Origin of the sequence: Vibrio sp. RW, assembly GCF_027587105.1 — a bacterium.
Lineage (GTDB): Bacteria > Pseudomonadota > Gammaproteobacteria > Enterobacterales > Vibrionaceae > Vibrio > Vibrio toranzoniae.
This window is the reverse complement of the sequence record NZ_JAPPTM010000028.1, coordinates 22,015-45,965: the sequence shown is the minus strand read 5'-3', so window position 1 is coordinate 45,965 and position 23,951 is coordinate 22,015. Positions and strand designations below refer to the sequence as shown.

22 protein-coding genes are annotated in these 23,951 nt (G+C 44.1%); 4 read left to right on the top strand and 18 right to left on the bottom strand.

What is annotated here, in order from left to right; translation table 11 throughout:
• Positions 1 to 178: 178 nt before the first annotated feature.
• From OCT63_RS18195 to ppsA, 6 genes are all read right to left on the bottom strand, one after another.
• The gene (locus OCT63_RS18195; RefSeq protein WP_269984233.1) at positions 179 to 1,501 is read right to left on the bottom strand and encodes a CoA-disulfide reductase; all 1,323 of its coding nucleotides are present in this window, start codon (positions 1,499 to 1,501) and stop codon (positions 179 to 181) included.
• Between the two features lie 77 nt (positions 1,502 to 1,578).
• On the bottom strand, positions 1,579 to 2,985 hold the full coding sequence (locus tag OCT63_RS18190) for a cation:dicarboxylate symporter family transporter (RefSeq protein ID WP_269984232.1): 1,407 nt from the start codon (positions 2,983 to 2,985) through the stop codon (positions 1,579 to 1,581).
• A 37-nt stretch (positions 2,986 to 3,022) separates the two neighbouring features.
• Complete coding sequence (locus OCT63_RS18185) at positions 3,023 to 3,406, bottom strand: RidA family protein (RefSeq protein ID WP_269984231.1); 384 nt, start codon at positions 3,404 to 3,406, stop codon at positions 3,023 to 3,025.
• A 24-nt stretch (positions 3,407 to 3,430) separates the two neighbouring features.
• On the bottom strand, positions 3,431 to 4,096 hold the full coding sequence (locus tag OCT63_RS18180) for a helix-turn-helix transcriptional regulator (RefSeq protein ID WP_269984230.1): 666 nt from the start codon (positions 4,094 to 4,096) through the stop codon (positions 3,431 to 3,433).
• 488 nt (positions 4,097 to 4,584) lie between these two features.
• Positions 4,585 to 5,919 carry an MATE family efflux transporter gene (locus OCT63_RS18175; RefSeq protein ID WP_269984229.1) on the bottom strand — a complete coding sequence of 445 codons (1,335 nt, stop codon included), beginning with the start codon at positions 5,917 to 5,919 and terminating at the stop codon, positions 4,585 to 4,587.
• A gap of 223 nt (positions 5,920 to 6,142) precedes the next feature.
• On the bottom strand, positions 6,143 to 8,515 hold the full coding sequence (gene ppsA, locus OCT63_RS18170) for a phosphoenolpyruvate synthase (RefSeq protein ID WP_269984228.1): 2,373 nt from the start codon (positions 8,513 to 8,515) through the stop codon (positions 6,143 to 6,145).
• A 178-nt stretch (positions 8,516 to 8,693) separates the two neighbouring features.
• On the opposite strand from ppsA, the gene ppsR reads away from it, so the two are divergent.
• The gene (gene ppsR / locus OCT63_RS18165) at positions 8,694 to 9,527 is read left to right on the top strand and encodes a posphoenolpyruvate synthetase regulatory kinase/phosphorylase PpsR (RefSeq protein WP_060469426.1); all 834 of its coding nucleotides are present in this window, start codon (positions 8,694 to 8,696) and stop codon (positions 9,525 to 9,527) included.
• A gap of 124 nt (positions 9,528 to 9,651) precedes the next feature.
• On the opposite strand, the gene grxB is transcribed toward ppsR, so the two are convergent.
• The 3 genes from grxB to OCT63_RS18150 form a co-directional block, all read right to left on the bottom strand.
• Positions 9,652 to 10,284, bottom strand: coding sequence for a glutaredoxin 2 (gene grxB / locus OCT63_RS18160; RefSeq protein WP_060469427.1), 633 nt, complete (start codon positions 10,282 to 10,284; stop codon positions 9,652 to 9,654).
• A gap of 326 nt (positions 10,285 to 10,610) precedes the next feature.
• Complete coding sequence (locus tag OCT63_RS18155; protein WP_017058755.1) at positions 10,611 to 10,769, bottom strand: hypothetical protein; 159 nt, start codon at positions 10,767 to 10,769, stop codon at positions 10,611 to 10,613.
• A 164-nt stretch (positions 10,770 to 10,933) separates the two neighbouring features.
• The gene (locus OCT63_RS18150) at positions 10,934 to 11,914 is read right to left on the bottom strand and encodes a Gfo/Idh/MocA family protein (protein ID WP_269984227.1); all 981 of its coding nucleotides are present in this window, start codon (positions 11,912 to 11,914) and stop codon (positions 10,934 to 10,936) included.
• 208 nt (positions 11,915 to 12,122) lie between these two features.
• Here OCT63_RS18150 and OCT63_RS18145 point away from each other — a divergent pair, with 208 nt between their 5' ends.
• On the top strand, positions 12,123 to 12,605 hold the full coding sequence (locus tag OCT63_RS18145; protein WP_161679800.1) for a GNAT family N-acetyltransferase: 483 nt from the start codon (positions 12,123 to 12,125) through the stop codon (positions 12,603 to 12,605).
• A gap of 2 nt (positions 12,606 to 12,607) precedes the next feature.
• A complete protein-coding gene (locus OCT63_RS18140; protein WP_269984226.1) occupies positions 12,608 to 13,387 on the top strand; it encodes a L,D-transpeptidase family protein in 780 nt (259 codons plus the stop codon).
• 98 nt (positions 13,388 to 13,485) lie between these two features.
• Here the strand turns inward: OCT63_RS18140 and OCT63_RS18135 are convergent, their stop codons facing one another.
• From OCT63_RS18135 to OCT63_RS18105, 7 genes are all read right to left on the bottom strand, one after another.
• Entirely contained in the window at positions 13,486 to 14,205 is a 720-nt protein-coding gene (locus OCT63_RS18135; protein ID WP_161750684.1) for a glycerophosphodiester phosphodiesterase family protein, read from the bottom strand.
• 56 nt (positions 14,206 to 14,261) lie between these two features.
• Complete coding sequence (locus OCT63_RS18130) at positions 14,262 to 15,554, bottom strand: sn-glycerol-3-phosphate import ATP-binding protein UgpC (protein ID WP_269984225.1); 1,293 nt, start codon at positions 15,552 to 15,554, stop codon at positions 14,262 to 14,264.
• Positions 15,544 to 16,386 carry a sn-glycerol-3-phosphate ABC transporter permease UgpE gene (gene ugpE, locus OCT63_RS18125; RefSeq protein WP_161755261.1) on the bottom strand — a complete coding sequence of 281 codons (843 nt, stop codon included), beginning with the start codon at positions 16,384 to 16,386 and terminating at the stop codon, positions 15,544 to 15,546. The genes OCT63_RS18130 and ugpE overlap by 11 nt, the downstream gene beginning before the upstream one ends.
• Before the next feature lie 38 nt (positions 16,387 to 16,424).
• On the bottom strand, positions 16,425 to 17,306 hold the full coding sequence (locus tag OCT63_RS18120; RefSeq protein WP_161755259.1) for an ABC transporter permease subunit: 882 nt from the start codon (positions 17,304 to 17,306) through the stop codon (positions 16,425 to 16,427).
• A gap of 222 nt (positions 17,307 to 17,528) precedes the next feature.
• Positions 17,529 to 18,821 carry an extracellular solute-binding protein gene (locus OCT63_RS18115; RefSeq protein WP_146442533.1) on the bottom strand — a complete coding sequence of 431 codons (1,293 nt, stop codon included), beginning with the start codon at positions 18,819 to 18,821 and terminating at the stop codon, positions 17,529 to 17,531.
• Between the two features lie 272 nt (positions 18,822 to 19,093).
• Positions 19,094 to 19,696: a 2OG-Fe(II) oxygenase gene (locus OCT63_RS18110; protein ID WP_269984224.1), complete on the bottom strand. Its 603-nt coding sequence runs from the start codon at positions 19,694 to 19,696 to the stop codon at positions 19,094 to 19,096.
• 171 nt (positions 19,697 to 19,867) lie between these two features.
• Positions 19,868 to 20,905, bottom strand: a complete 1,038-nt coding sequence (locus OCT63_RS18105) for an L-dopachrome tautomerase-related protein (protein ID WP_060469436.1) — start codon at positions 20,903 to 20,905, stop codon at positions 19,868 to 19,870.
• Between the two features lie 357 nt (positions 20,906 to 21,262).
• Between OCT63_RS18105 and OCT63_RS18100 the strand changes: the two genes are divergently transcribed.
• A complete protein-coding gene (locus OCT63_RS18100) occupies positions 21,263 to 22,045 on the top strand; it encodes an MBL fold metallo-hydrolase (protein ID WP_269984223.1) in 783 nt (260 codons plus the stop codon).
• Positions 22,046 to 22,178: 133 nt separating this feature from the next.
• Here OCT63_RS18100 and OCT63_RS18095 read toward each other — a convergent pair whose 3' ends face one another.
• Positions 22,179 to 22,607, bottom strand: coding sequence for an ATP-dependent zinc protease family protein (locus tag OCT63_RS18095; protein ID WP_046225032.1), 429 nt, complete (start codon positions 22,605 to 22,607; stop codon positions 22,179 to 22,181).
• A gap of 78 nt (positions 22,608 to 22,685) precedes the next feature.
• Positions 22,686 to 23,591 (bottom strand): 30S ribosomal protein S6--L-glutamate ligase, encoded by a 906-nt coding sequence (gene rimK, locus OCT63_RS18090; protein WP_017058742.1) that lies wholly within the window; start codon positions 23,589 to 23,591, stop codon positions 22,686 to 22,688.
• Positions 23,592 to 23,951: the final 360 nt, after the last annotated feature.

Genomic DNA, 23,951 nt, shown 5'->3' with positions numbered 1-23,951 from the left:
GAAAGCCCGCTGAGAAATCAGCGGGCTTTTTTCGTTTTGAATTTGGTAAAAGAAAGCTCAAATACTATTAGATACGTCGTTAACTTATTCTGTTTCTGTAGAGTTTAGGTATTAAAAAGCAGAGCGCTCAGGCTCTGCTTTAATATTTTTAGCTGTATGTCTTTGCGACTAGTAAGGCCTATTTGGCTACGTTACCTGCCACGTTCAGCGCATCCCATGTGCGGGAGAATGGTGGTGCGTAGCAGAAGTCCATGTAACCAAGTTGCTGTGTGGTCATCTTTGCAGTGATGGCAACAGCTAGCGCGTTAATACGACCTACTGCTCCTTTCTTACCTACGATTTCACCACCTAAAAGAACGTTAGTCTCTGGGTTATAAACCAGTTTAACCTTGATGTCTTCTTGGCCTGGGTAGTAATCGGTTTGGTTCTTATCTGAAATGGTTGATACTTTTACATCTAAGCTGTGTTCTTTAGCAAGCCGTTCAGATACGCCAGTACACGCCAGTTCGTAGTCGAGCACTTTCAAACAAGACGAACCTAAGAAGCCTGACATATAGGTATCTTTACCTGCTAACTTGTCTGCCATCATGCGCGCTTGTTTGTTGGCTGTGGTTGCTAGAGGGACATAAATTGGTTTGCCTAATGCCATATGATGGACAACGGCACAGTCACCGACGGCATGGATATAAGCGTCTTCAGTAGCGCCATATTCATTTACCAATAACGCACCGTTTGCAGCTTTTGGCAGTTCGAATGCTTCAGTATTTGGTTTGAAACCGAGTGACAGGATCACGACATCGGCTTCTACGTTGCCGTTATCGGTTTCTACTATGTAACCACCTTGCTCCGCATCGCGAATTGCAGACACGCTACAACCTGTTTTAAGGTCAGCACCGGATTCTCGAATTGCTCCTTCGACCACTTCAATTATCTCTGGGCTGAACTGACGGCTCATGATGTGCTGTTCACGTTCGATGATCGTCACGTGTTTGTTTAAGCCGTGTGCAGCGTCGAATACTTCCAGACCGATAAAGCCTGCCCCAATAACACACACACGCTGCTTGTTACTATCCTTTAGCGCCTCTTTAACCGCCAAGCCGTCTTCCATGCTTGTTAGTGTGTATATGTGTTCTGGATTGAATTCACCGAATGATGGAACGATTGGTCGCGCACCTGTCGCAATGACCAACATATCGTAATCGATGACGCTTTCTTCATTTTGGTGACGTACCGTAATTTGCTTTTCAATGCGGTCGAACGACACCATTTCTGTTTCTACACGCACATCTAAGCCTGACTTAATGGCTTGTTCTGGCGTGCGAGAAATCATTCGCTCGGTGTCATCAAACATGCCGCCTGCAAAGTAGGGTAGACCACATGCTCCAAAAGAGATGTAACTACGCTTATCTAGAACGATGACTTCGTCTGATGGCTGATTACGTTTGTATTTTGCTGCGAAACTCATACCAGCGGCACTACCGCCTATAACAACAACTTTCATATTTACTACCTAAATAACCTGAACTCAGGAAAAACAGAAGAGCACTCACGTGGAGTGCTCTTAATTAAGTTTGAGAATTATACTGCTGCTTCTTTTGATACTGTCGCTGTAACGTCAGCGTCGTATTGTTCTGTGTTTAGCGAACCGTTTTTCTTAGCGGTTAGAACACCAGACAACATAGAGCCTGAAATGTTTAGCGCTGTACGAGCCATGTCAATCAGAGCTTCGATAGACACCAGAATTGCTACTACTGTGATGTCTAGGCCCATGATGGTTAGTACTGCTACTGCTGCGAACGTTGCACCGCCACCCACACCAGCGATACCGAATGAAGCAATCGCGATAACTACAATCAGCTGTAAGATGAAGCTTAAGTCTACAGGCATACCCATTACTTGTGCTGCCATGATTGCTAGCATTGCAGGGTAGATGCCCGCACAGCCGTTCTGACCGATACTGGTACCGAACGTCGCTGACATGTTTGCTGTTTCTTCGTCTACACCTAGGCGTTGAGTTTGTGTTTCAACGTTTAGAGGGATAGCCGCCATGCTCGAGCGAGAACCAAAACCAAACACTAATACTGGCCAGATTTTCTTCATGAACTTAGTAGGAGACAGGCCAAACATTGACACCATCACGAAGTGGATGCCGAACATAACGCCAATTGCAACGTAGCTTGCTAGAAGGAAATGGCCCATTTCAGCTAGTGCGAATAGGTCATTCGTCATCATGAACGTGGTCATCAGAGCGAATACACCGTAAGGCGTTAGCTTCAGGATTTCACGTACCATTGAAAGCACCACTTCTTTTGCAGAGTTGATGAAATCAACGAAGTTTTGCACTTTCTCAGGCTTACGATTCTTCACTTGAAGGATACAGTAACCAAGGAACATACCGAACAATACTGTCGATAGCGTAGAAGTACGTTGAGAGCCCGTTAGCATGTCGAAGATGTTGGTTGGAATGATAGACAGAGCCATACCAGACAGACCACTGCTCGCCATTGCATCTTGTGTTGCTACCAGTGAATCACCGCGAGATTCAATAGCGCTGTTTGTGCCAATTGTGCTTACTAGTGCGTTCGCATCGATATCAAATAGGTAAATACTTGCGATACCAACGGCTGCTGAGATTGCACAAGTGAAAAGTAGAATACCGATGATTTTGGGTGCGATACGAGATAGCGCGCCGCCGCCTTCAACGTTCATGATCGAAGATATCATCGCCACGAATACGAGCGGGATAACGATCATTTGTAGAAGTTTGATATAGCCTTTACCGAACACGGAAATTAGTTCAGCAAAGCCAGATGTCGCAACGTTACCGACACCGAAAACAAGTTGAATCGCGCCACCGAACAGTAAGCCAGCAGCAAGCGCACTTAGTACGCGGAAGTTAAAACTTTTCTTTTGCTTTTTGAAGTTCGACAGCAGTGCGTAGAACCCAAAGAACAGTATGCTTAATCCAATAAATGAAACGCTCATGAGAATCTCCTATGATACCCATTAATAACTAAGTCGGTTATTTTTTGTATGCGATGGCTTCAACTTCAACCAATGCGTCTTTTGGTAATCTTGCTGCTTCAATACAAGAACGAGCAGGTGCGTTCTCTGTACCAAACACTTCTGTGTACACTTCGTTAAAGGCTACGAAGTTCTCCATGTCTGATAGGAAGCAGGTTGTCTTAAGCACTGTGTCCAGTCCAGCATTACTCGCTTCTAATACAGCTTTTAAGTTTTCTAGAGACTGACGAGCCTGTTCTTTGATGCCGCCCTCAACAAACTGCATGGTTTCTGGAACGAGAGGTAATTGACCTGATGTATAAACCATGTCGCCGTAAGACGTACCTTGTGAGTAAGGGCCGATAGCTGCAGGTGCTTGTTCAGTGGCAATGATCTGTTTCACGATGTAACTCCTAAATTATTGGTTTTATTCTGATTTAAATTCACGAATAAACTTGTAAACCGCCTGACGGCTGATCCCAAGTTGCTCTGATACTTGTGTCGTCGTCTCTTTTAGCTCAAATACTCCGTTATCAAATAAGCAACGGATGATCGCTTTATTGCGACCTTTGGAAGAAATCGTCTCGTCTTGGTTAACTTCTTTGATGGCTGAACTCAATGCTTGCTGAATGACGTCATTCGCATTGTTGCTAAATGTCTCGCTGACAATGGTTTGAGGTACATTGCACTGCGGCATCAGCGTCTTGACGATTTCTGGAAATGGGAAAGATAAGTTCATGTTGATACACAGCATGCCGATCGGTTTTTGCTGTGGGCCAGCCAACACACAGGTGGTCGATTTCAGTAGGGAACCGTCTGCTGCGTTGGTGAAATAGCTCTTTGGAGAAACTTCGCCAGTCTTCTCGAATGCACTCCACATGCGTAAACCTAAATCGGTGATCGGCGAGCCGATTTCGCGACCTGTGTGATGACCATTGACGATCTTCACGACAGAATTTTCTAAGCTTTCAAATGAGTGAATAACTACCTCACAGTAGGGACCAATCAAGTCAGCAATTGTGTCCGCCAAGCGGAAGTAATTGCTTAAACATTCTCTGTCTTCATCGGTGAATCGAACTTGTTTTACATTCATGATTTCGGTTTACATTTTTGAACTCAATGACTGAAATCTACTCCTTTGGTGGTATTTGAACAAGATGCAGTTAACTTCTGTAAACCATAAAAGACGTTCAAAACATCAACAAATAACGAAAATTTAACTTAAATTAAGAGCGTAATTTGAACACGATCACCAAACCATCTTCGATATGGTTTAATTTCTTAAACTTCATCAAAGTTTACATATTTAAAACCAAAGGTTGCGTTTTTGAATACTTTAATGATCTAGGACAAGTTCTAAGGGGGGGGATAAAAATTGGCTCGACGGATGTTTCTTATTTGCGGAAATCTAGCTAGTAATTGTTAGACTGAAATGATTGTCGGTCGGCATTCTTTTTGGGTGGGGATTAAGGTTCACTTAAGAGGCTCTATTTACAAAAGATAGTCATTTGAAGGGAGGGATATCAGAACTTAGATAACAAAAAGCAGCCTGAGTGGCTGCTTTTTGCTCCTTCCTATTTACTAGCTGACTAGCTTAGCCTCGACTTGTCCAAGCGCGCGTTGGTACATAAACCATGCACAGGTTCCTGCAAGTACATTACCTACCATGGCGCCCCAGAATAGGCCTTCAATTCCAGCAACTTGGGAGCCAATCCATAAACAAGGCAAGAAGAAAGCAAACAGACGCAGTGCTGAAATCGTTAATGCGGTATAAGACTTGCCCAACGCGTTAGAGATCGACACCATCAGCATACAGATACCCAAAGGCCCTAAGCTGATAGGAACGATCAGTAGGTGATAGTTCAGAATCGTTGATACATCGTTGTCACTGGTCATGAGGTTCGCTAACCCGCCAGAGAATAACCAAGTCACTAGTGCGATGACCAATTGGAAACCTAACACGAAGGTAACGGCAATCTTCACAAGACTACGTATGTTGCCAAGGTTCTTTTCACCCAACATGCGACCAATCATAGGGGGCATTGACATGGTCAGTGCTAACACTGCCACAATTGAGAAAAACTCAAAACGAGATCCTAACGCCCAAGCTGCAACCGCTGCGGTGCCATAACCCGCAAGTAGTTTAGTCGCCAGCATAGAAGAGACTGGCGGTAGCAGTTGGCTGATCATCGCAGGGCCCATGATATTGCCGATGGAGCGAACACTCTTACCAATATCAAGATCGTGCCAGTCGAACGTCATCCAATGCTTCTTGGTCACTTTTGGGGCCACGATAAAGATGCCTGCGCCGAACGCCAAAATGGTTGCAATGGCTGCACCGTTGATACCCATGTCGAGCGTAAAGATGAAAATCGGGTCCAATACCAAGTTGATGATACTGGTCGCGATCATCATTGAGCCTGGCAGCATAGTGTTGCCATTAGCACGACAGACACTGTAAAAGAAGTAGAGTAGTGCACCCGTCCAAGAACTGACTAGCCAATAGATCCAGTAAGAATCAATGATCGGCAACACCGTTGGCGGCGCATCGAGAAGCTGTAAAATGGGTCCACGAAGCAGATAGATGATGACCGAGAAAAGCGCGACACTCACGCTTCCCATTACAATGACTAATCCACCAAGTTGTTTGGCATAGCGTGTTTCGTTGGCACCAATGGCTCTCGCAATGACTGCCGTTGTAGCGATACCCAGCCCGACCTGAATACCAATGATGATCATCTGTATTGGAAGCGTGAAACCTTGAACTGCGAGCGGCAGAACACCCAATTGACCAATGAAAGCACTGTCTACAAGCTGGAAGCTCATTAGTGAGAGTACCCCAAACAGCATTGGCCATGTCATTGTATAGAGTTGTCGGCCAAGAGAAGGCGAAGGGGTTGTAATTATCGAATTCATAACACTCTTATTAGTCTTGAAGCAAGGCTTATCACTGTGACAAACCCCTCAATGTAGATTTTCCTCAAGGATAACGTAAGGTCAGTTCGATACCAATAAATGTTACCAGATCTATACATATTCAGCTTCGACAGAGAATAGTGGTCGGTGTGACTAGCGTTGAGGAAAATAAAAAGCCAGTCACGATGACTGGCTTTGTTGACTCTGCTTATTAGGCTAAGTGTTACTTATCCGTAACGTTACCTAACTTCAACCACGTGTCGATAACCGTATCTGGGTTGAGTGAAACAGAGCTGATGCCTTGTTCCATTAACCATTCTGCTAGGTCGTCATGGTCAGATGGACCTTGGCCACAAATGCCCACGTATTTACCGGCTTTGGTTGCTGCGTCGATAGCCATTTTAAGCATCGCTTTCACAGCTGGGTTACGCTCGTCGAACAGGTGTGCAACGTCACCTGAATCTCGGTCTAGGCCAAGCGTCAGCTGTGTCATGTCGTTTGAACCGATAGAGAAGCCATCGAAGTACTTCAAGAACTCTTCTGCCAAGATCGCATTGGATGGCAGCTCGCACATCATGATGACTTTCAGACCTTGGTCACCACGGCGAAGATCGAATTTAGCCAGAATGTCGATAACCGAGGCCGCTTCGCTTGGAGTGCGAACGAATGGAATCATGATTTCAACGTTCTTAAGACCCATCTCGTCGCGAACACGTTTGATCGCTTGAGTCTCTAGCTCGAAACAATCTTCGAATACTGGTGAGATGTAACGAGATGCACCACGGAAGCCCAGCATTGGGTTCTCTTCATGTGGTTCGAACTCTTTGCCGCCTACTAGGTTACTGTACTCGTTCGACTTAAAGTCAGACATACGTACGATCACGCGCTTAGGCCAGAATGCAGACGCGATAGTCGCGATGCCTTCTGTTAGTTTGCTTACGTAGAAGTCGATTGGATCTTTGTAGCCGCGAATACGTTCACTGATTTCCGCTTTTAGCTCGTCAGTTTGAGCATCGAAGTTTAATAGGGCTTTCGGGTGAATACCGATCATCTTGTTGATGATGAACTCTAAACGAGCAAGGCCAACACCTTCGTTTGGAATCTGTGCGAAGTCGAAGGCGCGATCTGGGTTACCCACGTTCATCATTACTTTGGTTGGCAGCATTGGTAGCTCATCAACTTCAGAACGTTTGATCTCGAAGTCGAGCTCACCTTGGTAAACGTAGCCAGTTTCACCTTCAGAACATGACACTGTCACGGTATCGCCGTCGTTTAGGTTACTTGTCGCTGTACCACAACCAACGATTGCTGGAATACCGAGTTCACGAGCGATGATCGCGGCGTGGCAAGTACGGCCACCACGGTTAGTAACAATCGCAGAGGCTTTCTTCATCACAGGTTCCCAATCAGGGTCTGTCATGTCTGTTACCAATACGTCGCCTTCTTGAACCAGTGACATTTGGTCAAGAGAATCAACCAAACGAACAGGGCCTGAACCGATACGTTGACCGATAGCACGGCCTTCAACCAAGACATCCGCCTTGTTATTTAGCTCGTAACGCTCGATAACGTTTAGGTCGCTCTGAGAACATACGGTTTCAGGACGAGCTTGAACGATGTAAAGCTTGCCGTCGATGCCATCTTTTGCCCACTCAATGTCCATTGGACGTTGGTAGTGCTTCTCGATGATCATCGCTTGTTTCGCTAGCTCTTGGATCTCTTCATCGTTCAGTGAGAACTCGTTACGCTCTTGCGTATCCGTGTCGATGATATCAACTTGCTTGCCGATCTCTTGGTTGGTCGAGTAGATCATCTTGATCAACTTAGAACCAAAGGTCTTTTTAACAACTGGGTAGTGACCCGCTTCTAGCATTGGCTTGTGAACGTAGAATTCATCTGGGTTCACAGCGCCCTGTACAACCATTTCGCCTAGACCCCAAGAAGAGGTGATGAATACCACTTGGTCGAATCCTGATTCAGTATCAAGGGTGAACATGACACCTGAAGAGGCCTTGTCTGAGCGAACCATACGTTGGATACCCGCAGACAATGAAATGCCACGATGATCAAAACCTTGGTGTACACGATATGAGATAGCGCGGTCATTAAATAGTGAAGCGTAAACGTGCTTGGTTGCTTCTAGTACAGCGTCGATACCTTTCACATTAAGGAAAGTTTCTTGCTGGCCTGCGAAAGAAGCATCTGGAAGGTCTTCTGCGGTTGCAGATGAACGAACCGCTACAGACAATTCTTCGTTGCCTTCAATTAGTTCACGGTAGTTATCACGGATGTCTTGCTCTAGTGATTCTGGGAAGGGGGCCTCTAGAACCCATTGTCGAATCGTTGCACCTGTCTTACGCAAGGCGTCAACGTCTTCAACATCAAGTTCATCAAGTAGTTGGTGAATGCGTTCATCAAGACCTTTGTAATCAAGAAAGTCGTTAAACGCATACGAAGTGGTAGCAAAACCATTAGGTACAGAAACACCAGCATTGGACAGGTTAGAAACCATCTCGCCCAGTGAGGCGTTCTTACCGCCGACTTTGTCGACATCTTCCATGGATAGGCCATTGAACCATAGGGTATTATTTTGCATTTATTTCTCCAGAAACATAGCAAGCATTGTAGGGATTTAAAAGCAAACGATTACGCAAAGGCTAAAAAAAATGTTAAGTATTTTTCAAAGCTGTGGGGGACGTAATAGTCAGCAGGGTTTCGTTATATATATTATGGTGTCTATCCTACTCAAAATAATTTTAAACATTAAATAAAAAATGCAAATTGATATCCAAAGTCGTGATGTATTCTATGTTTCTGATGGAACGGCCATAACATGTGAGACTTTAGGGCATGTTGTTCTAGGTCAATTCCCATTCGAAGCTAACGAAAAAACCTTCCCGTTTGTTGAAAGTGAAGACAAACTTTCTGATTTATTAAAAGAGATTGAAATTTCGTATCGTGAGACTGGTAACCAGCCTCTGGTCTTTTTTTCGATTGTGATTCCGCAGATTAAGCAGCAGCTTTTGGAGGCACCAGCGCACTGCTATGACGTGCTAGAGAGTATTGTGCAGAAAGTGCAAGACGATACCCAGATGGCCCCGGTGCCTAAGTTGCAGCGTTCACGTAGTGTTAATAAAGATTCAGTGAAGTACTTCGACCGTATTGCTGCGATTGAATACACGCTGGCTCATGATGATGGCATTACGCTTAAAGGGCTCGAAGAGGCGGATATCATCCTATTGGGTGTGTCTCGAAGCGGTAAGACACCGACAAGCTTGTATATGGCAATGCAGTTTGGTTTGCGTGTCGCAAACTACCCATTCATCCACGACGATTTAGCGCGCTTGAAGCTGTTGCCTGAATTTGAGATCTACCGACACAAGCTATTTGGCTTAACCATCGATGCAGAAAGGCTGACGGAGATTCGTGAGAACCGTTTAGCGGGCAGTGAATACGCGAGTGACTCGCAATGCCTGTATGAATTGCAAACGGTAGAGTCGATGTTTCGCCGAGAAGCGATACCTTACATCAATACGTCTTCGCTATCGGTTGAAGAGATTTCGACACGAATTTTGGAGCGTACTGGTTTGAGAAGACGCTTGTTGTAGCAAAAGAGAGTTGAGGAACAAAAGAAAGTTGAGGAGTAGCATAAAATCGAAGCTCACGATGATAGGTCGAGGCGCTTCGATTTTCCGTTTAGGTTAGCTGTTGATGATTTATCGAACGAACAAATTATCGAAGAAGCTTAATGCTGAGCGTTTTGCTCTGTTTTTCGAGCCAATGCTCAAGTGCTGGTGGCCATGTGATGCTTGACTCAACACAGAAGCCACGTAGCATCGAGAAATAGAGTGCTTGATCAATGATAGGCAGTGATGACTCGCCATTTTCTAAGTCCAGTAAAAGCTCAGCATCTTTTAGCAATGGGTTGATTTGTTGGACGTATTGCGGTGTGTTTTCTAAGAGTTCTTCAAAGTTAAAACCTTCTGTCTCTTTACTTGCACGCCAAGCTTCTTTGCTTCCCACAGAGCGATATTCAGCCAAATCGAGATTCCACCAACGTGGGCGTCCAATCTGTTGAGTGAGAGGGAACGAACGGTTTTGGAAAAGTGTAGCCTGCTCTGACGGTTCACGTTGTTCGTTGCTTGATTTCAAATCCATGAAGTAAGCGATGATGTCTAAGCTTTCAGCCATGATAGAGCCATCGTCTTTCTGTAAGACTGGCACCATCTTTTTACCAATAAGGTCGATAAGGGTTTGGGCGTCATCATAATCGACAGAAATAAGTTCGATGTTCAAGCTTAGAGATTGGGCAATGTAGGCAACTCTTGCGCAGAAAGGGCAGTGGTCGTAGATGTAAAGCTTCATAGCTTCCCTCAGTTCATGGTTATTATCAGTATAAGATGTTGCTAATATACCAGAAGATGTTGTTAAAAATAAGCTTTCTCTAATAACCAATATCAACTGAAAATAGGCAAATTGTAAGTTAAGTGATTTATTTTAAAGGGTTTTTGTTGGTGGTATTAGCCACTGGTAAGGGCATTTATTGTGATGGGGAAGCCAATGGAGAGCACTGGGGGAGAATTGCTGATATAAAAAAGGCTCTGGCTGATCGTCCTAACAAAGAGGAGTAGCCAAAGCCTTAATTCTGTTATCTTTAGCAGAGTGGCTGCTAAATGAGCGGAGTAATCAAACTATGCTTTTTTAAGGTCTTGCATTGGGTAAGTTAGCGGCATTGCGCCTTCTACCGTTGTAACGTGAACGTAGAAACCGCCAGCACTTAGGCCCGTTACTACCATTTCACCAAGATCAACCCCTTTTGTTGCCATAACGCGATCATCAACTGAAAACATTTTACACACCTTCAACAAACTAAATAAATACGATGGATATCGAACGCGAATTTAAACAGATCGAACTTAAATCAACTAATCCGGTTCTTTGTCGTAAAGATTAAATTTGGTTATGCATAAATTAGTATGTCTTCAAAATCAGTATTTTAACGTGCTGGGTAGCTCTATTTGTCAGCAGGGTAAACGACACCAACTTGCTGACGCATCTCTGTAATTAACTGAGCAACGGTTAAAGCGCGTTGTTCTGCTTGAGATTCAGTAGTTTGATCGCCACCAATGCAGTCTGCAAAGGCTTGTGCTTCATAACTCATTGAGTTTTCGCTCTGTAATTGAGTGAGGTTCTCAATACTGCCATCACGGTAGTGGATCTTAACATCGGTACATTCGGCGATATGATCAATGATGATAGCTCCAAACTCTCCTTGGATCTCACTTGGCGCATAGGAGTCGCTCACTTTGGAGTGCGCAAGGGTTACGTCAAATTCTGGGTATTGGAAGATTGCACAACCATGAGCATCAACGCCTGAATCCAGTAGCTTTGCAGAAGCCTGCGCATTTTCAGGTTTGCCAAATAGTGCGACTGTCGCAGCTACACAATAAAAACCGATGTCGACCAACGAGCCGTTAGAGAAAGCGGGGTTGAAAGTATTTGGCTTCTCTCCATTTAGATATTTTTGATAGCGCGAGGAATATTGGCAGTAATTGATGTGTGCTTTATGCACTTTGCCGATTTTTTCTAACCCCAATTGAACTTGTTTAAAATTCGGAAGAAATTGAGATTTGTACGCCTCAAATAACACCACATCATTTTGTTTGGCTATTTTAAACATTCGAGTCGCTTCATCAATATTCGATGCAACAGGCTTTTCACAGATAACATGCTTGCCATGCTCCATCATCAATATTGATTGCTCGCAATGTAATGAGTTAGGTGAAGCGATGTACACGGCTTCGATAGTGCTATCATTCGCTAGCGCTTCGAGTGAATCGTAGTTTGTTTTAACGTTAAACTCTTGCGCAAATTGCGCGGCGCTGTCTAGGTTACGTGAATATACCGCACCAAGTTGCATTGATTGTGTGTCATGGGCAGCTTGAACAAACTTTTGTGTAATCCAATTGGTGCCAATTACAGCGAACTTTATCATATAGGTATCCATAGTTAGCGTATTAATTCTGTAACGATAGTAGCACTCAACGACTATAAATGTTCCCCTGATTTGCGGAACAATTCCCCTGAAATTACAGCCTAGTATCTGTCAATGATAGTGATAGGGCCCCTGAGGCAGCCTGTATAACAGTGCACAACTAAGCCTTTTTTGCTAAGGTTTCATTGAAAGAAAATAAGGTAATGATATGCAAATTCGTACTGCCAAAGTCGCTGATATACGCTCAATCTTAGAACTCTCTGATCAGATAAACCGTCAACATCATCTTGGTGCTCCTATGGTATTTGCGCCACCTTCACAGGGTTTCGCCGACAGTGAGGAGTACTGGTTAGGCATGATGATCGACCCTTTAGGGACTTTCTTGGTTGCGGTTCATGAGCAACAGGTGGTTGGCTTTTTAGCAGGTAAAGTGACGCAGAACAAAGGGGTAAGTTTTATTCAGCCGCATAAAGTGGCGAGAGTGAGCACTATTGTGGTTAATGAACAGGTCCAGAATCAAGGTGTTGGTCGATCTTTGATGAGGTCATTTAATCACTGGGCTCAATCTAGGGGCGCGATTGAGCTTCGACTGGAAGTGATGGAGTTCAACCAGCAAGCTCAAAGGTTCTATGAGTCGCTAGGGATGGAAACTCAGTCACGAACCATGTCTATGCGTTTTGAGGAGATTTAAGGGTGCGCTTGCTTTGGTTTTTATTTGTTTACTTAATGTTGTCGACTCACGCTCTATATGCTGCATCGGAATCAATGTTGGAAGAGTCTGTTTACGGCAAAAAACTGGTCGTAGAAAAGATAGCTTCAGATGCGATAGCGATTGAAACTATGGTGTTTGAGTCTGCTCCATCTAATCGTGCGACTACTTCATCAGTAACCACAAATCCAAAGCATGTCACTGTTCTTACTGGTGGTACTCTTAAAAATAATTCTGCTGAAGGGGACTCTAGCCAACAAATTGCCCAACTCTCTCAACGATCATCTCGGCGGGTTTACCTTAAGCCAGATACCATTTCTGAATTAGAACCGAAGTTACCGGCAGTAACTCTGGTTAAGGTCGATAAATCGAAGCGTCGAATGTATTTATTAAAAGGGGAAGAAGTCATACAGGAATTTCGGATTGCATTAGGCAAGCAGCCCAAAGGGCATAAACGCTTTGAAGGTGATCACCGCACGCCAGAAGGTCAGTATCAACTTGATTATATTATGGAAGATTCTGACTTCTATCGTTCAGTACACATCAATTACCCTCGCTCTTCCGATAGGCAATGGGCAGAGAAACATAATGTAACTCCTGGAGGTAATATCAAAGTCCATGGTATTAAAAATGGTGAACTGCGTTCACCTAGCTTTATTCAAAGCTTTGATTGGACTGATGGTTGTATTGCACTAACTAACCAAGACATGGATGAGTTTATTCAACTCGTAAAAATGGGCACCCCTATCCATATCGAATGGTAGTTGATAGCTGCCCATACTCGCTTTTGTTTGTTATCGAATTTTGAGATTTCTAACGGTTAATTTTTAACTCTCCGTTCTATTTCTCAGTGCTCGGACTATCAATTTATAGAACTGAATTTGTTAGGAAAATCAGTAAATATCGCGTCCACGTTTGAGAGAAATTTGAAGCGAGACGGATCGTTTACGGTGTAGCACCAGGTTTGAATGTTTGCTTCGTTGAGTGTATCGAGATCGCTCTGATTAACGTGCTTATAATTCATGTGACAGCTGAACGCTTTGACTTCATTAATCAGCATCAAATCAGCTTGAGTCAGTTGCTCTGTGATCACTCCAACTCGGTATCTCGGTAAGTGACGAGCTATCTCCGTTATAACCTGGTGGCTGAAGCTAGATAGCAAGACCTTATCGGTGTCTAGGTTTGAGCGAATTAACTCATCGTGCAATAGATCAACCACATGAGGCGCCTGATGTCGGCTATCGACTTTAATTTCTAGGTTGACGCTAAGACTATGTTGCTCAACAAGCGCGAGCAACTCTTCCAATGTCAGTATTTTTTCTCCAGCGAACTGTTCAGACTTCCAACTGCCAAAATCGAGCTGACGCAGTTCTGCAAGGGTGTGTTCATCAACACGCCCTTTGCCATCGCTACAGCGCTCCAGAGTGTGATCATGGCAAACCACAAGTTGATCATCCTGGGTTGGTTGAATATCTACTTCAATCCATTTCAAACCGAGCTTAGCAGCTTGCTCAATGCTTGCTTTGGTATTTTCTGGGTGAGTACCTGCTACCCCACGATGACCTACGATGATAGACGACATAATTAATCCCTCTTAAAGACACACCGCAAAAATGCATTAAATATCAGTGTACTCGATTACGCTAGAGCCGTCGTTAAGCTTATCGCATCTTCGTGTGGCTCCTGTGATGTGACGTTATTCGGGTGAATGCGTTTGCCATGACTGTCAAAAATGTGCAGGTTGGATTTATCAATACTCAACCCGAGCGGTACCGCTTGGCATAGGGTCGTCTCGGGTGTTACTGCGATAAATGGTTGTTCGTTGACAAGGCCATGAACTAATTGGTTTGGTCCTAAAGGCTCAACGACGTTGATACGTAATTCAAGCGGCAGCGTGTTCATGACCAAGTCTGCGCAAACATCAGAGTGTTCTGGGCGAATACCAAGCGTGATAGCTGTATTTTTTACGTGGGCGTACTCGGGTAAATACATCTGTTGATCGCCAATTTCAAGATAACCGTCGTCGATTGTGGCTGATAAAAAGTTCATCGCAGGGCTGCCAATGAAGCTTGCAACAAAGGTACTAGCAGGCTGGTGGTAGACTTCTTTTGGCGTACCAACTTGTTCAATCTGGCCTTTGTTGAGAACCACTATTCTATCTGCCAAAGTCATGGCTTCAACTTGATCATGAGTCACGTAAACACTGGTGACACCGAGTTCGCGCTGTAGCTTTTTAATTTCTAACCTCATGTGTGCACGCAGCGATGCATCTAGGTTGGACAGAGGCTCATCAAATAAGAACAGTTGTGGGTCGCGGACGATCGCTCGTCCCATTGCAACACGTTGGCGTTGACCTCCGGATAGCTTGGCGGGTTTACGGTCTAGGTATTCTTCGATTTTCAGCGTTTTGGCGACTCTCTCAATTTTTTCTTCGATAATATGCTGGCTGACGCCGCGATTTTTCAAACCATAAGCCAGATTCTTATACACAGTCATGTGTGGGTAGAGCGCATAGTTCTGAAAGACCATTGCGATATCACGTTGAGCTGGCTTTTCGTTATCAACACGGCGACCACCCAAGTGAATTTCACCACCAGAGATGCTTTCCAGGCCAGCAATAGAACGTAGGATAGAAGATTTTCCACAACCAGAAGGGCCAACCAATACAAGGAACTCACCCTTATCGATATCAAGCGAGACATCTTTGACAGCGCGGTGACCATTTTCGTAGGTCTTTACCAAATTCTTAAGACTTAACATGATTGGTTGATTGTGCTTATGTCCTTTGCCCGCTTGATTATGAATTGACATCGAAGTGCCCTCCGTTTTTTGGTGAGAAGTTTGGTGACTTGTTTGGTGAGATGTCTTGTACTCATCGAGTGATTGAATGCGATTGTCTTTGATCAGAATCTTTTTGTTATTATTTTTCACTTTCTACTAGCCCTTTTACAAACCAACGTTGAAATACAATCACCACTAAAACAGGTGGCAACATGGCTAAAATTACCATGGCGAAAACATAGTCGTAGCGCGGTAAACTGGTTTCATTGATGTTGTTGAGTACTTGTTTAATACCCATCACGATCGTGTTGTAACCTTCATCTGTTGTCATCATGATCGGCCACAAGTACTGGTTCCAACCCACCACAAACATGATGATGAAGATCGCGGCGATCATGGTTTTAGACAGCGGCAGTAAGATATCGACAAAGAATCGAAATGGGCCTGCGTTATCTAACTGAGCGGCTTCGAGCAGTTCGTCGGGAATCGTTTTGAAGAACTGCCTGAAAAAGAATGTTGCAGTGGCAGAGGCAATCAAAGGCAGAATCAAGCCGGTATAGCTATTGAGCAGCCCAAGCCCAGCGACAACCTCATAAGACGGGATAATACGAACCTCTAGTGGCAGTAGCAGGGTTACGAAGATCAACCAAAACCAAGCTGTCGCGTAGGGAAGCCGGAAGTATACCAAAGCAAATGCCGCCATCATTGAAATGATGATCTTACCAATCGCAAAACCTAGCCCCATGATCATCGAGTTGGCGATCATCTTGCTGGCGGTGACTTCACCACTAAAGCCCATACTCTTGTTCCAGGCTTCGCTATAGATAGCTGTAAAGTTATCGCCTGGTAGCCACTGTAAGCCATCGCTGACAATGGTGTTTGGGTTATGGGTTGAACTGGCGAATATCAGCCAGATTGGGACCAACATAAACAGCATTCCAGCAATTAAAATTAGGTGGTCAGTGATCTTATTACTTTTCATTATTTACTCCTGTCGTGTTCAAACCTAGCTGTGATGGGCTAGTAATGAACACGCTTTTCTACAACGCGAAACTGGATAAAAGTGAGCGTCAGTACTAACAGCAACAACACAACCGATTGTGCCGAGCTGCCGCCCAAATCAGCGCCAACAAAGCCATCGCGATACACCTTGTACACTAGTGACGTTGTGGTACCGCCTGGGCCGCCATTGGTCATGGTGTCTATCACGCCAAAGGTTTCAAAGAACGAGTAGGTGAGGTTGATGACCAACAGGAAAAATCCAGTAGGTGCGAGTAATGGAAAGGTAATTGTCCAGAAGCGTTTCGAGTCGCTGACACAGTCTAGCATTGCAGCTTCTTTTACCGCGTAAGAGATAGACTGAAGACCTGCTAGAAAATAGATGAAATTTACTGAGACTTGTTTCCATACTGAAACCAAAACCAGAGCAAACGTGGCATCCACAGGATCGGTCTGGAAGCTGAAGTCCCAACCCACCACGGCAAATATTTCAGTGAACACGCCAATGTGTGGGTTAAACAAGAAAGCACCAATTACGCCTGCGATTGCAGGAGCAACCGCATAAACCCAAGTGAGCGTGACTTTGTAAGCGCCTTGTCCGTGAATGATGTTGTCGGCTTTTACGGCGAGCAGCAGCGCTAAGGCAAGCGATAAGAAAGAGACCACAATCGCGAACATTAAGGTGAAACCAATTGAGCTCAGATACTCACTCGATTCGAATAGCATTTGGTAGTTTTCGAACCACACGAAGATGGAGGAAGTGCCCCAAGGATCTTCTAACATAAATGAAAGGTAAACCGCCTTTGCCGCTGGGTAGATAAAGAAAATCGCAATGATGAGTATCTGAGGCGCTAAAAATAAGTAAGGCAACGGAGAGTGAAAGAATTGTTGACGTTGTTCCACAGGGTAGTCCAAAAAAGTTAGTGACAGTGACCACTCGCGCGATATCAAGACATGCATCCAGTTGAGTTATAGTTTTTGGAGCAAGAAATGGCGCTAGTGAAGAATCTCCTCACACCTTGCCATTACGTTTTTAATAACGCAGTGACAAGTGGTGAGGAGCAATGAACAGCTTTGGTTCGCTAAGCTTTTGGCTCAGTTATCTGCTTTGGTTAAAAAGCAGAATTAGTTCATCGTACGAGCGAAGCGTTTCAGTAACTTGCTGCTTTCATCTTCGACTTTATCTAAGCTGTTTTTGACGCTAGAGCGGTCAGCGAAGATGTTGTCGAACTCACGGTGCATCACTTCACGAATCTGTGGGTAATAACCTAAGCGGTAACCCTTAGTCCATTCGCCAGATTTTAGGCTTAGCTGCTTAACACCCACTTCGGCGTCAGGTTGCTCGTTGTAGTAACCAGACTCTTTCGCTAAGTCATAAGCGGCTGTTGTGACAGGTACATAGCCAGTTGTTTTGTGCCAGTAAACTTGAGTTTCAGGTTTGGTCAGGTAATCAAAAAACGCCGCGACACCTTTGTCTTGTTGCGGTTTGTGACCATTGAGAGCAAACAGAGCAGCACCACCAATGAAGGTTAAGCCAGCATCCGGGTTGACCGATTTCCAGTATGGGAGGTAAGTGGTGCCTAACTCGAAAGATACGCGGCTACGTAAACCACCGAACGAGCCTGAAGAGCCCATCCACATTGCCACTTCTTGACGTTCGAAAGGAGTTTGGTTCGCATCCCAATCGCTACCGTAATATTTGTAGTAGCCTAGATCTGACCACTCTTTCATCTTGCTAACGTGCATCATCATGTCTTTGGTGTTGAACATGATTTTAGTCGATAAGCCGTCATAGCCGTTGTTCTGGTCTGATACTGGTAGGTTATGGCGTGACTTAAAGTTTTCGAACATGATCCATGGTGTTAGAGATTGAGAGAATGCAATATGACCTTCTGCTTTCAGTTTCTTAGCCACCACTTCTAATTCTTCATATGTTTTGGGTGCATCGACACCGACTTCGGAAAGAAGATCTTTGTTGTAGTACAGAACCGGGGTAGAACTGTTGAAAGGCATCCCGACCATTTTGCCTTCGTTATCAGCGTAGAAATTACGAACCCCCGCTAGGTAATCGTTCGAATCAAAGCTGTAGCCAGACTCAACCAGAATATCTTGTACTGGTTTCGCGACGCCTTTAGCGTTCATGATGGTTGCTGCACCCGCATCGAAAACTTGTAGAATATTTGGTGCTTCACCTGCTCGATATGCTGCAATGCCCGCTGTTAAGGTCTCAGTGTATGACCCCTTGTAGATTGGCGTGATCTCGTAATCGTCTTGTGATGCGTTAAAGTCTGTCGCAATTTTATTGACGGTTTCTCCAAGTTGGCCGCCCATTGCGTGCCACCAAGTGACTTGAGTCGTTGCGAAAGCTGGCATTGCTGCTGTTGCCGAAAGAACGCCTGCTAAAATTAGCTTATTCATCTTAGTTTCCTTTTGGATGAAATTCGTATGAGATTTTGATCAAGAGTGTTAACGAGACGGTAGGGGTATCGTTTGAAGTTATCTTGAACAGGGCATATTTCACTTACGTGGCTAAATCGTTTCAGTGGTATGAAAGATTCATTTCGATTTTATTTAAGGGGGAAGGTTAATGATGGTTTGGATAGTGACTTTGTTCGTTCCTCTATAAAGGTTCGCTCATTACTGAAAGCCTCTTGATGAACAGGCTTTCAGTAAGATAGAGAGGCAAAATTTTAGTGCGCGATGTCGAGCTGGTTGTCTTTAACGCCGTTAATACGAAACCAACCTGCGATACTGAATCGCTCGGTATTTGTTGTTAAAACCTCGTGTGGAAACTGTTCAGATAAGAACACTAACAAACGACCGGATTTTGGTGGAATGGTTGCGATGTGATTATTGTCTAGGTCGTAAATGATTAACTCACCTGCGTCTTCTTCCGTCCACTCATCATTCATGTAAAAAACCGTGGTTAGGCGGCGGTTTTCATTGCCTTTGAAGCAGTCTAAGTGCTTCTGATAGAAGTCACCTTTTTCGTATTTGGCAAAGTGCGCTTCGTACTCGAATAGGCCTAAATAGAATGCTTGGTTTGCAGCTAAACGAATTTGCTCCATTTTGTCTAAGAACAGAGAAGCTGGCTCTCCTGTATCGCGATTTACCCACTGAATTTTGTCACTACGAATAGTCGATTCTTGCGTTACGTCATCGTTACGGCCAATCTTAGCCTTTTTCCAGGCTTCTGGAATGCAATCCTTCAATGCCATCACTTCTTCGTGAGTTAAGAAGTCATCCCAAACAAAATAGCCATGGGTAGAAAGAGCATCGATTAGTTGATTCATGTATAGCACTCTGACAATAAATTAGAGGCGCATATATAGTCCTAATAACTCAGGTCAACAAATCACGTATTTTGTCGTCACGATTTATATCTTTATTTTACCAGCGGGGATTGAAAGGAAAAAATTGGAGAAGTGAGTAGTGAGCCTATTGATCGGCTCACTACTGCTTGATTATCGCCCCGTTGATCCTGTGGCGAGGGCTTTGATTTTTACGACTTCGAATGGTCGGGTCCCTGTATCTGTACCGTTATTTAAAGCCGCGGTTCGATCAAGTTGATTGACCGTTATATAAATATAACCATCAGGACCAAATGACATGCCATCAGGCCAAGTTTGGTTGTCTGATAGCGTGGCAATAATTCGGTACCCTTGTGGGGTGGACACTCCGATTGCATTGTTTTCTATATCAGTAACATAAACGTTCTGAGCGCTGTCTACCGTAATGCCATCTGAATAAGATTTATCAGCGTATTTTTCTATATTGCTTGCGACTGTCTGTCCGTTGTTGTCAAAGTGGCTCGCTTTTACTCGATAAACGGTGCGACCATTGACGGCCCCGAAATAAACCCATTCGTAAGATGGATCAATGGTGATTGGGTTTAAAGCAAAACCGGTTTTACTGTCGGCTTTCATCGACGGGTGATTTTCTGCTACACGCACCGCTTCCCCTGTCTTGAGATCTACGGTTACAAAGGCTGGAATTGCTTCACTTTTCAGGTCATTTTGAGTCATATCGGCGATTATTATACGCTGTCTTTTTTGGTCTAGCGCAAAGTCTTGGAGGAAGCTTGTCGGTTTCAAAACGGAAGCCGGTATTTTTATCGTTTTGACCAGCGTCTCTTTATGAGTATCCCAACCAGTTATGGTATGGGTTGCTAGATCTAGGATCCACGCGACTCCGTTATCATCCGTACGAATAGCAATGACGGCTTTAAATAGAGAATCATCACCTTGTGCATATTTCATCGTCGGATATGGCGTTTGATTTCCAGCTACACTTAACTCGATGACTTTGGTTGTTGGGTTGTCAAGCGGATGAACACTTAATAATAAACGTCCATCCGGTGTGACGGAAGGGTTGCCCGGACGTTCAGTCATTGTAGCAACAACGGTAGCTTGTTCTGGCTCTGGAGTCAGTTCAGTTTCTGCATACGCATAAGTGGATAGAATAGCGCTCGCAAGAACGGTATTGATTACTGTTTTCTTCATTGTTTTCCCCTTAGTAATTGATGTAAATGTTACTGGAAGGTTGTCAATTTTCAACAGTGCTATATTTGTTATACTTTCAAATTTTATTTGATAATAGATTGAAAAGTATTGTTATAGATAGCTAATAACGGCGATGTTACTAAAATATAAATGCTCTTAAGTGTTAAAAATCAACTGCATGTAACGGACGTTATTACACATACTTATTGATGAGGTATTCGGCTAAGGTTTTTATTATCGGTAGGCAATGATTCAAAAAATTACATTTCAGTCATATTTACTATATTCTGATGAGCATAATTGTTTCAAAATTGTTAAGTTTTACCCATCAGCAGGGACAGCGAATAGGAATACAATTTGCAGATTCATACAATCAAAGGTTATATCCAAGACATGTATCTCGTAGAGTACCCAGACAGGCTGCTGTTACTTGATGGCGCATGCCGAGCGGATATTCCCCATCTTAAAGCTTTCATTGAAGATGAGCTTGGTCGTGAATTTAATGACCTGCATACAGTGGTCGTGACACACATGCATCCAGATCACGCGGGTGCAGCACATAAGCTTAGAAAGCTGACTAACTGTAATTTGGTGGCAGCGAACCGAGATAAGGACTGGTATCAAGGAGTCGATGGTATATTGATGCACCTAACCGATCTTGCCCTTGCTAGGTGGATGGCAAATAGGCTTGGTAAGCCTAAAGCAAACCTATGGTATTCAAGAAAGCTAAAGCCGGATTATAAGCTGTCGGATGGTGACAGCATTCCGGGTTTTGATGACTGGTTGGTTCTAGAAACGCCGGGTCATACCGACAGAGACCTGTCCGTTTATTGTCCTTCGCATAGCGTCGCTTATGTGGCTGATTTAATGGTGGAGGTTAAAAAGAAACTGATTCCGCCGTTTCCCATCTTTCATCCGAATCAATATCGAGAGTCGGTATCTCGTATTTATGACATGCAGGTTGATACTTTGCTGGTGGCGCATGGAGGACAGGTGGATTTTAGTCAGACAGCCTTTGAACACTTGCTAACAAGTGCCCCAAGAAGACCGGTGACTCATTGGCGTGTAACGAAAATTAAAATGAAGAATTTACTGTTATCTATTTGGCGATTTGGTTTTCAGTATCATGGTAAGTCTTAGAAAGTAAGTGGAAAACCGCAACACCAAAAGTACTGACTGTAGAAAGGTAGGACATAAATAGGTAAACAAAAATGCCCGTTACGAGACGGGCCTTATTTTGTTATAACCTGTGGTTCGGTTACGATGATTTGGATTAGCGAGTCAGTAGGAATTCACCTGCTGGATCAACAATCACTTTGTCGCTCATTCCTTGACGACCAAGAAGCATCATGTAGGTCATGTCTTGACGGTTGCTCAGCGTGATATCGATAAGCCACTGTTGATCACCTATTTTAAGCATAGTTTCAATGACACAGCGAGTTTCTACTTCACCGTTTGATGACTTGATTCGTTTACTTGCTTTTAATTTGGTTTTGCAGCGAACTATTTCTTCAAGGTGGTAGATGTCTGGGTGTAAATCAAATTCAACGTAGCTTTCACCGTCAGTTTCACTGCAGAGCAGGTTATCCACATGTAGCGAAGAGGTTTTAGCCCCTGTATCTACACGCGTATGTAATCCAGTTATCCCTAACTCCGGTAAGCAAATTGCTTCAGTGTTCCCTATGATCATTTTCTGATTCATGTTTTTTCCAATCATTGGTTTACGGCTCATTTAGTTATTATCGCGGTTAAAGCGATTTTTTAATAGTTAACCTTTCAATTAGCCTTTGCCGCGAGTGCGGTTTGCATTGGGCTTAGCATTTTTTTCGACAAAGTCAAAAATCATGTCAGCAACATCTTTTCCAGTCGCTTTCTCAATACCTTCTAAACCTGGGGAGGAGTTAACTTCCATTACTACAGGGCCATTTTTAGATTGTAGAATATCGACACCACATAGGTTTAATCCCATGATTTTAGCTGCATTAATTGCTGTTGCACGCTCTTCTTTGGTGAGTTTTACCAGTTGAGCCGTGCCACCACGGTGCAGGTTAGAGCGGAATTCCCCCTTACCAGCTTGACGTTTCATTGCTGCAATTACTTTGTTACCAACAACAAAACAACGGATGTCTGCGCCGTTTGCTTCTTCTATGAACTCTTGAACCAAGATGTTCGCTTTTAAGCCCATGAATGCTTCGATGACGCTTTCAGCTGCTTTGTTTGTTTCGGCTAGAACAACGCCGATACCTTGAGTTCCTTCAAGAAGCTTGATAACCAGTGGCGCGCCACCTACGTTTTTGATCAAGTCTTGAATCTTGTCTGGGCGACTCGCGAACCCTGTTTTTGGTAAGCCAATGCCTTTACGAGACAGCAGTTGCAGTGAGCGTAGTTTGTCGCGAGAACGGCTAATAGCGACTGACTCATTGATACAAAAAGTGCCCATCATTTCGAATTGGCGCACAACAGCAGTGCCGTAAAAGGTAATGGAAGCGCCAATACGTGGAATAACAGCATCGTATTGAGGTAGCTCTTCACCCATGTAGCGAATCTTCGGATTGTTACTCGCAATATCTATATCACAGTGCAGCGTGTCGATAACATCAACATGGTGACCACGAGCTTCTCCTGCCGCTTTTAAGCGAGAAGTAGAGTATAGGTTTTCATTGCGAGAAAGAATGGCGATACGCATGGCGTTTCCTTAGTTAATACCTGATTGGTAACTGCAAATAAATGAGTTGTTCTCTGAGCTTTCAGTTTTTCTGAGGCTCCTTGCTTACTTTGGAGCGAACCTTAAGGCTTTTCGTTTAACTAAGAAAATGAATTAAATTTGTCGAGTCGACAACGTAAGTTTATCGAACGAATGAGTTACTGGTACGGCGGGGTTGAAAAGGTATTTGGAAGGAAAAAGCGAGTTGAGACCTAACTCATGTTGGGGGTGGAGCATATTAAGTGGTACTCAACTCGCGTAAACTCGGTGCTAAATGTGTACTAATAACGCCAGTTACATAGCTCTATAAGTGTTCTCAGTGCTTCTCTCTCGAGCTTGCTA

What these genes read in the sequence shown, in the direction of transcription:
- OCT63_RS18110 (WP_269984224.1), bottom strand. Translation starts at nt 19,696, where the DNA reads ATGAATCAACTAATCGATGCTCTTTCTACCCATGGCTATTTTGTTTGG.
- OCT63_RS18155 (WP_017058755.1), bottom strand. Translation starts at nt 10,769, where the DNA reads ATGTTTTCAGTTGATGATCGCGTTATGGCAACAAAAGGGGTTGATCTT.
- OCT63_RS18115 (WP_146442533.1), bottom strand. Translation starts at nt 18,821, where the DNA reads ATGAATAAGCTAATTTTAGCAGGCGTTCTTTCGGCAACAGCAGCAATG.
- OCT63_RS18175 (WP_269984229.1), bottom strand. Translation starts at nt 5,919, where the DNA reads ATGAATTCGATAATTACAACCCCTTCGCCTTCTCTTGGCCGACAACTC.
- OCT63_RS18150 (WP_269984227.1), bottom strand. Translation starts at nt 11,914, where the DNA reads ATGATAAAGTTCGCTGTAATTGGCACCAATTGGATTACACAAAAGTTT.
- OCT63_RS18105 (WP_060469436.1), bottom strand. Translation starts at nt 20,905, where the DNA reads ATGAAGAAAACAGTAATCAATACCGTTCTTGCGAGCGCTATTCTATCC.
- ugpE (WP_161755261.1), bottom strand. Translation starts at nt 16,386, where the DNA reads ATGAAAAGTAATAAGATCACTGACCACCTAATTTTAATTGCTGGAATG.
- ppsA (WP_269984228.1), bottom strand. Translation starts at nt 8,515, where the DNA reads ATGCAAAATAATACCCTATGGTTCAATGGCCTATCCATGGAAGATGTC.
- OCT63_RS18145 (WP_161679800.1), top strand. Translation starts at nt 12,123, where the DNA reads ATGCAAATTCGTACTGCCAAAGTCGCTGATATACGCTCAATCTTAGAA.
- OCT63_RS18195 (WP_269984233.1), bottom strand. Translation starts at nt 1,501, where the DNA reads ATGAAAGTTGTTGTTATAGGCGGTAGTGCCGCTGGTATGAGTTTCGCA.
- ppsR (WP_060469426.1), top strand. Translation starts at nt 8,694, where the DNA reads ATGCAAATTGATATCCAAAGTCGTGATGTATTCTATGTTTCTGATGGA.
- OCT63_RS18135 (WP_161750684.1), bottom strand. Translation starts at nt 14,205, where the DNA reads ATGTCGTCTATCATCGTAGGTCATCGTGGGGTAGCAGGTACTCACCCA.
- OCT63_RS18180 (WP_269984230.1), bottom strand. Translation starts at nt 4,096, where the DNA reads ATGAATGTAAAACAAGTTCGATTCACCGATGAAGACAGAGAATGTTTA.
- OCT63_RS18095 (WP_046225032.1), bottom strand. Translation starts at nt 22,607, where the DNA reads ATGAATCAGAAAATGATCATAGGGAACACTGAAGCAATTTGCTTACCG.
- grxB (WP_060469427.1), bottom strand. Translation starts at nt 10,284, where the DNA reads ATGAAGCTTTACATCTACGACCACTGCCCTTTCTGCGCAAGAGTTGCC.
- OCT63_RS18190 (WP_269984232.1), bottom strand. Translation starts at nt 2,985, where the DNA reads ATGAGCGTTTCATTTATTGGATTAAGCATACTGTTCTTTGGGTTCTAC.
- rimK (WP_017058742.1), bottom strand. Translation starts at nt 23,591, where the DNA reads ATGCGTATCGCCATTCTTTCTCGCAATGAAAACCTATACTCTACTTCT.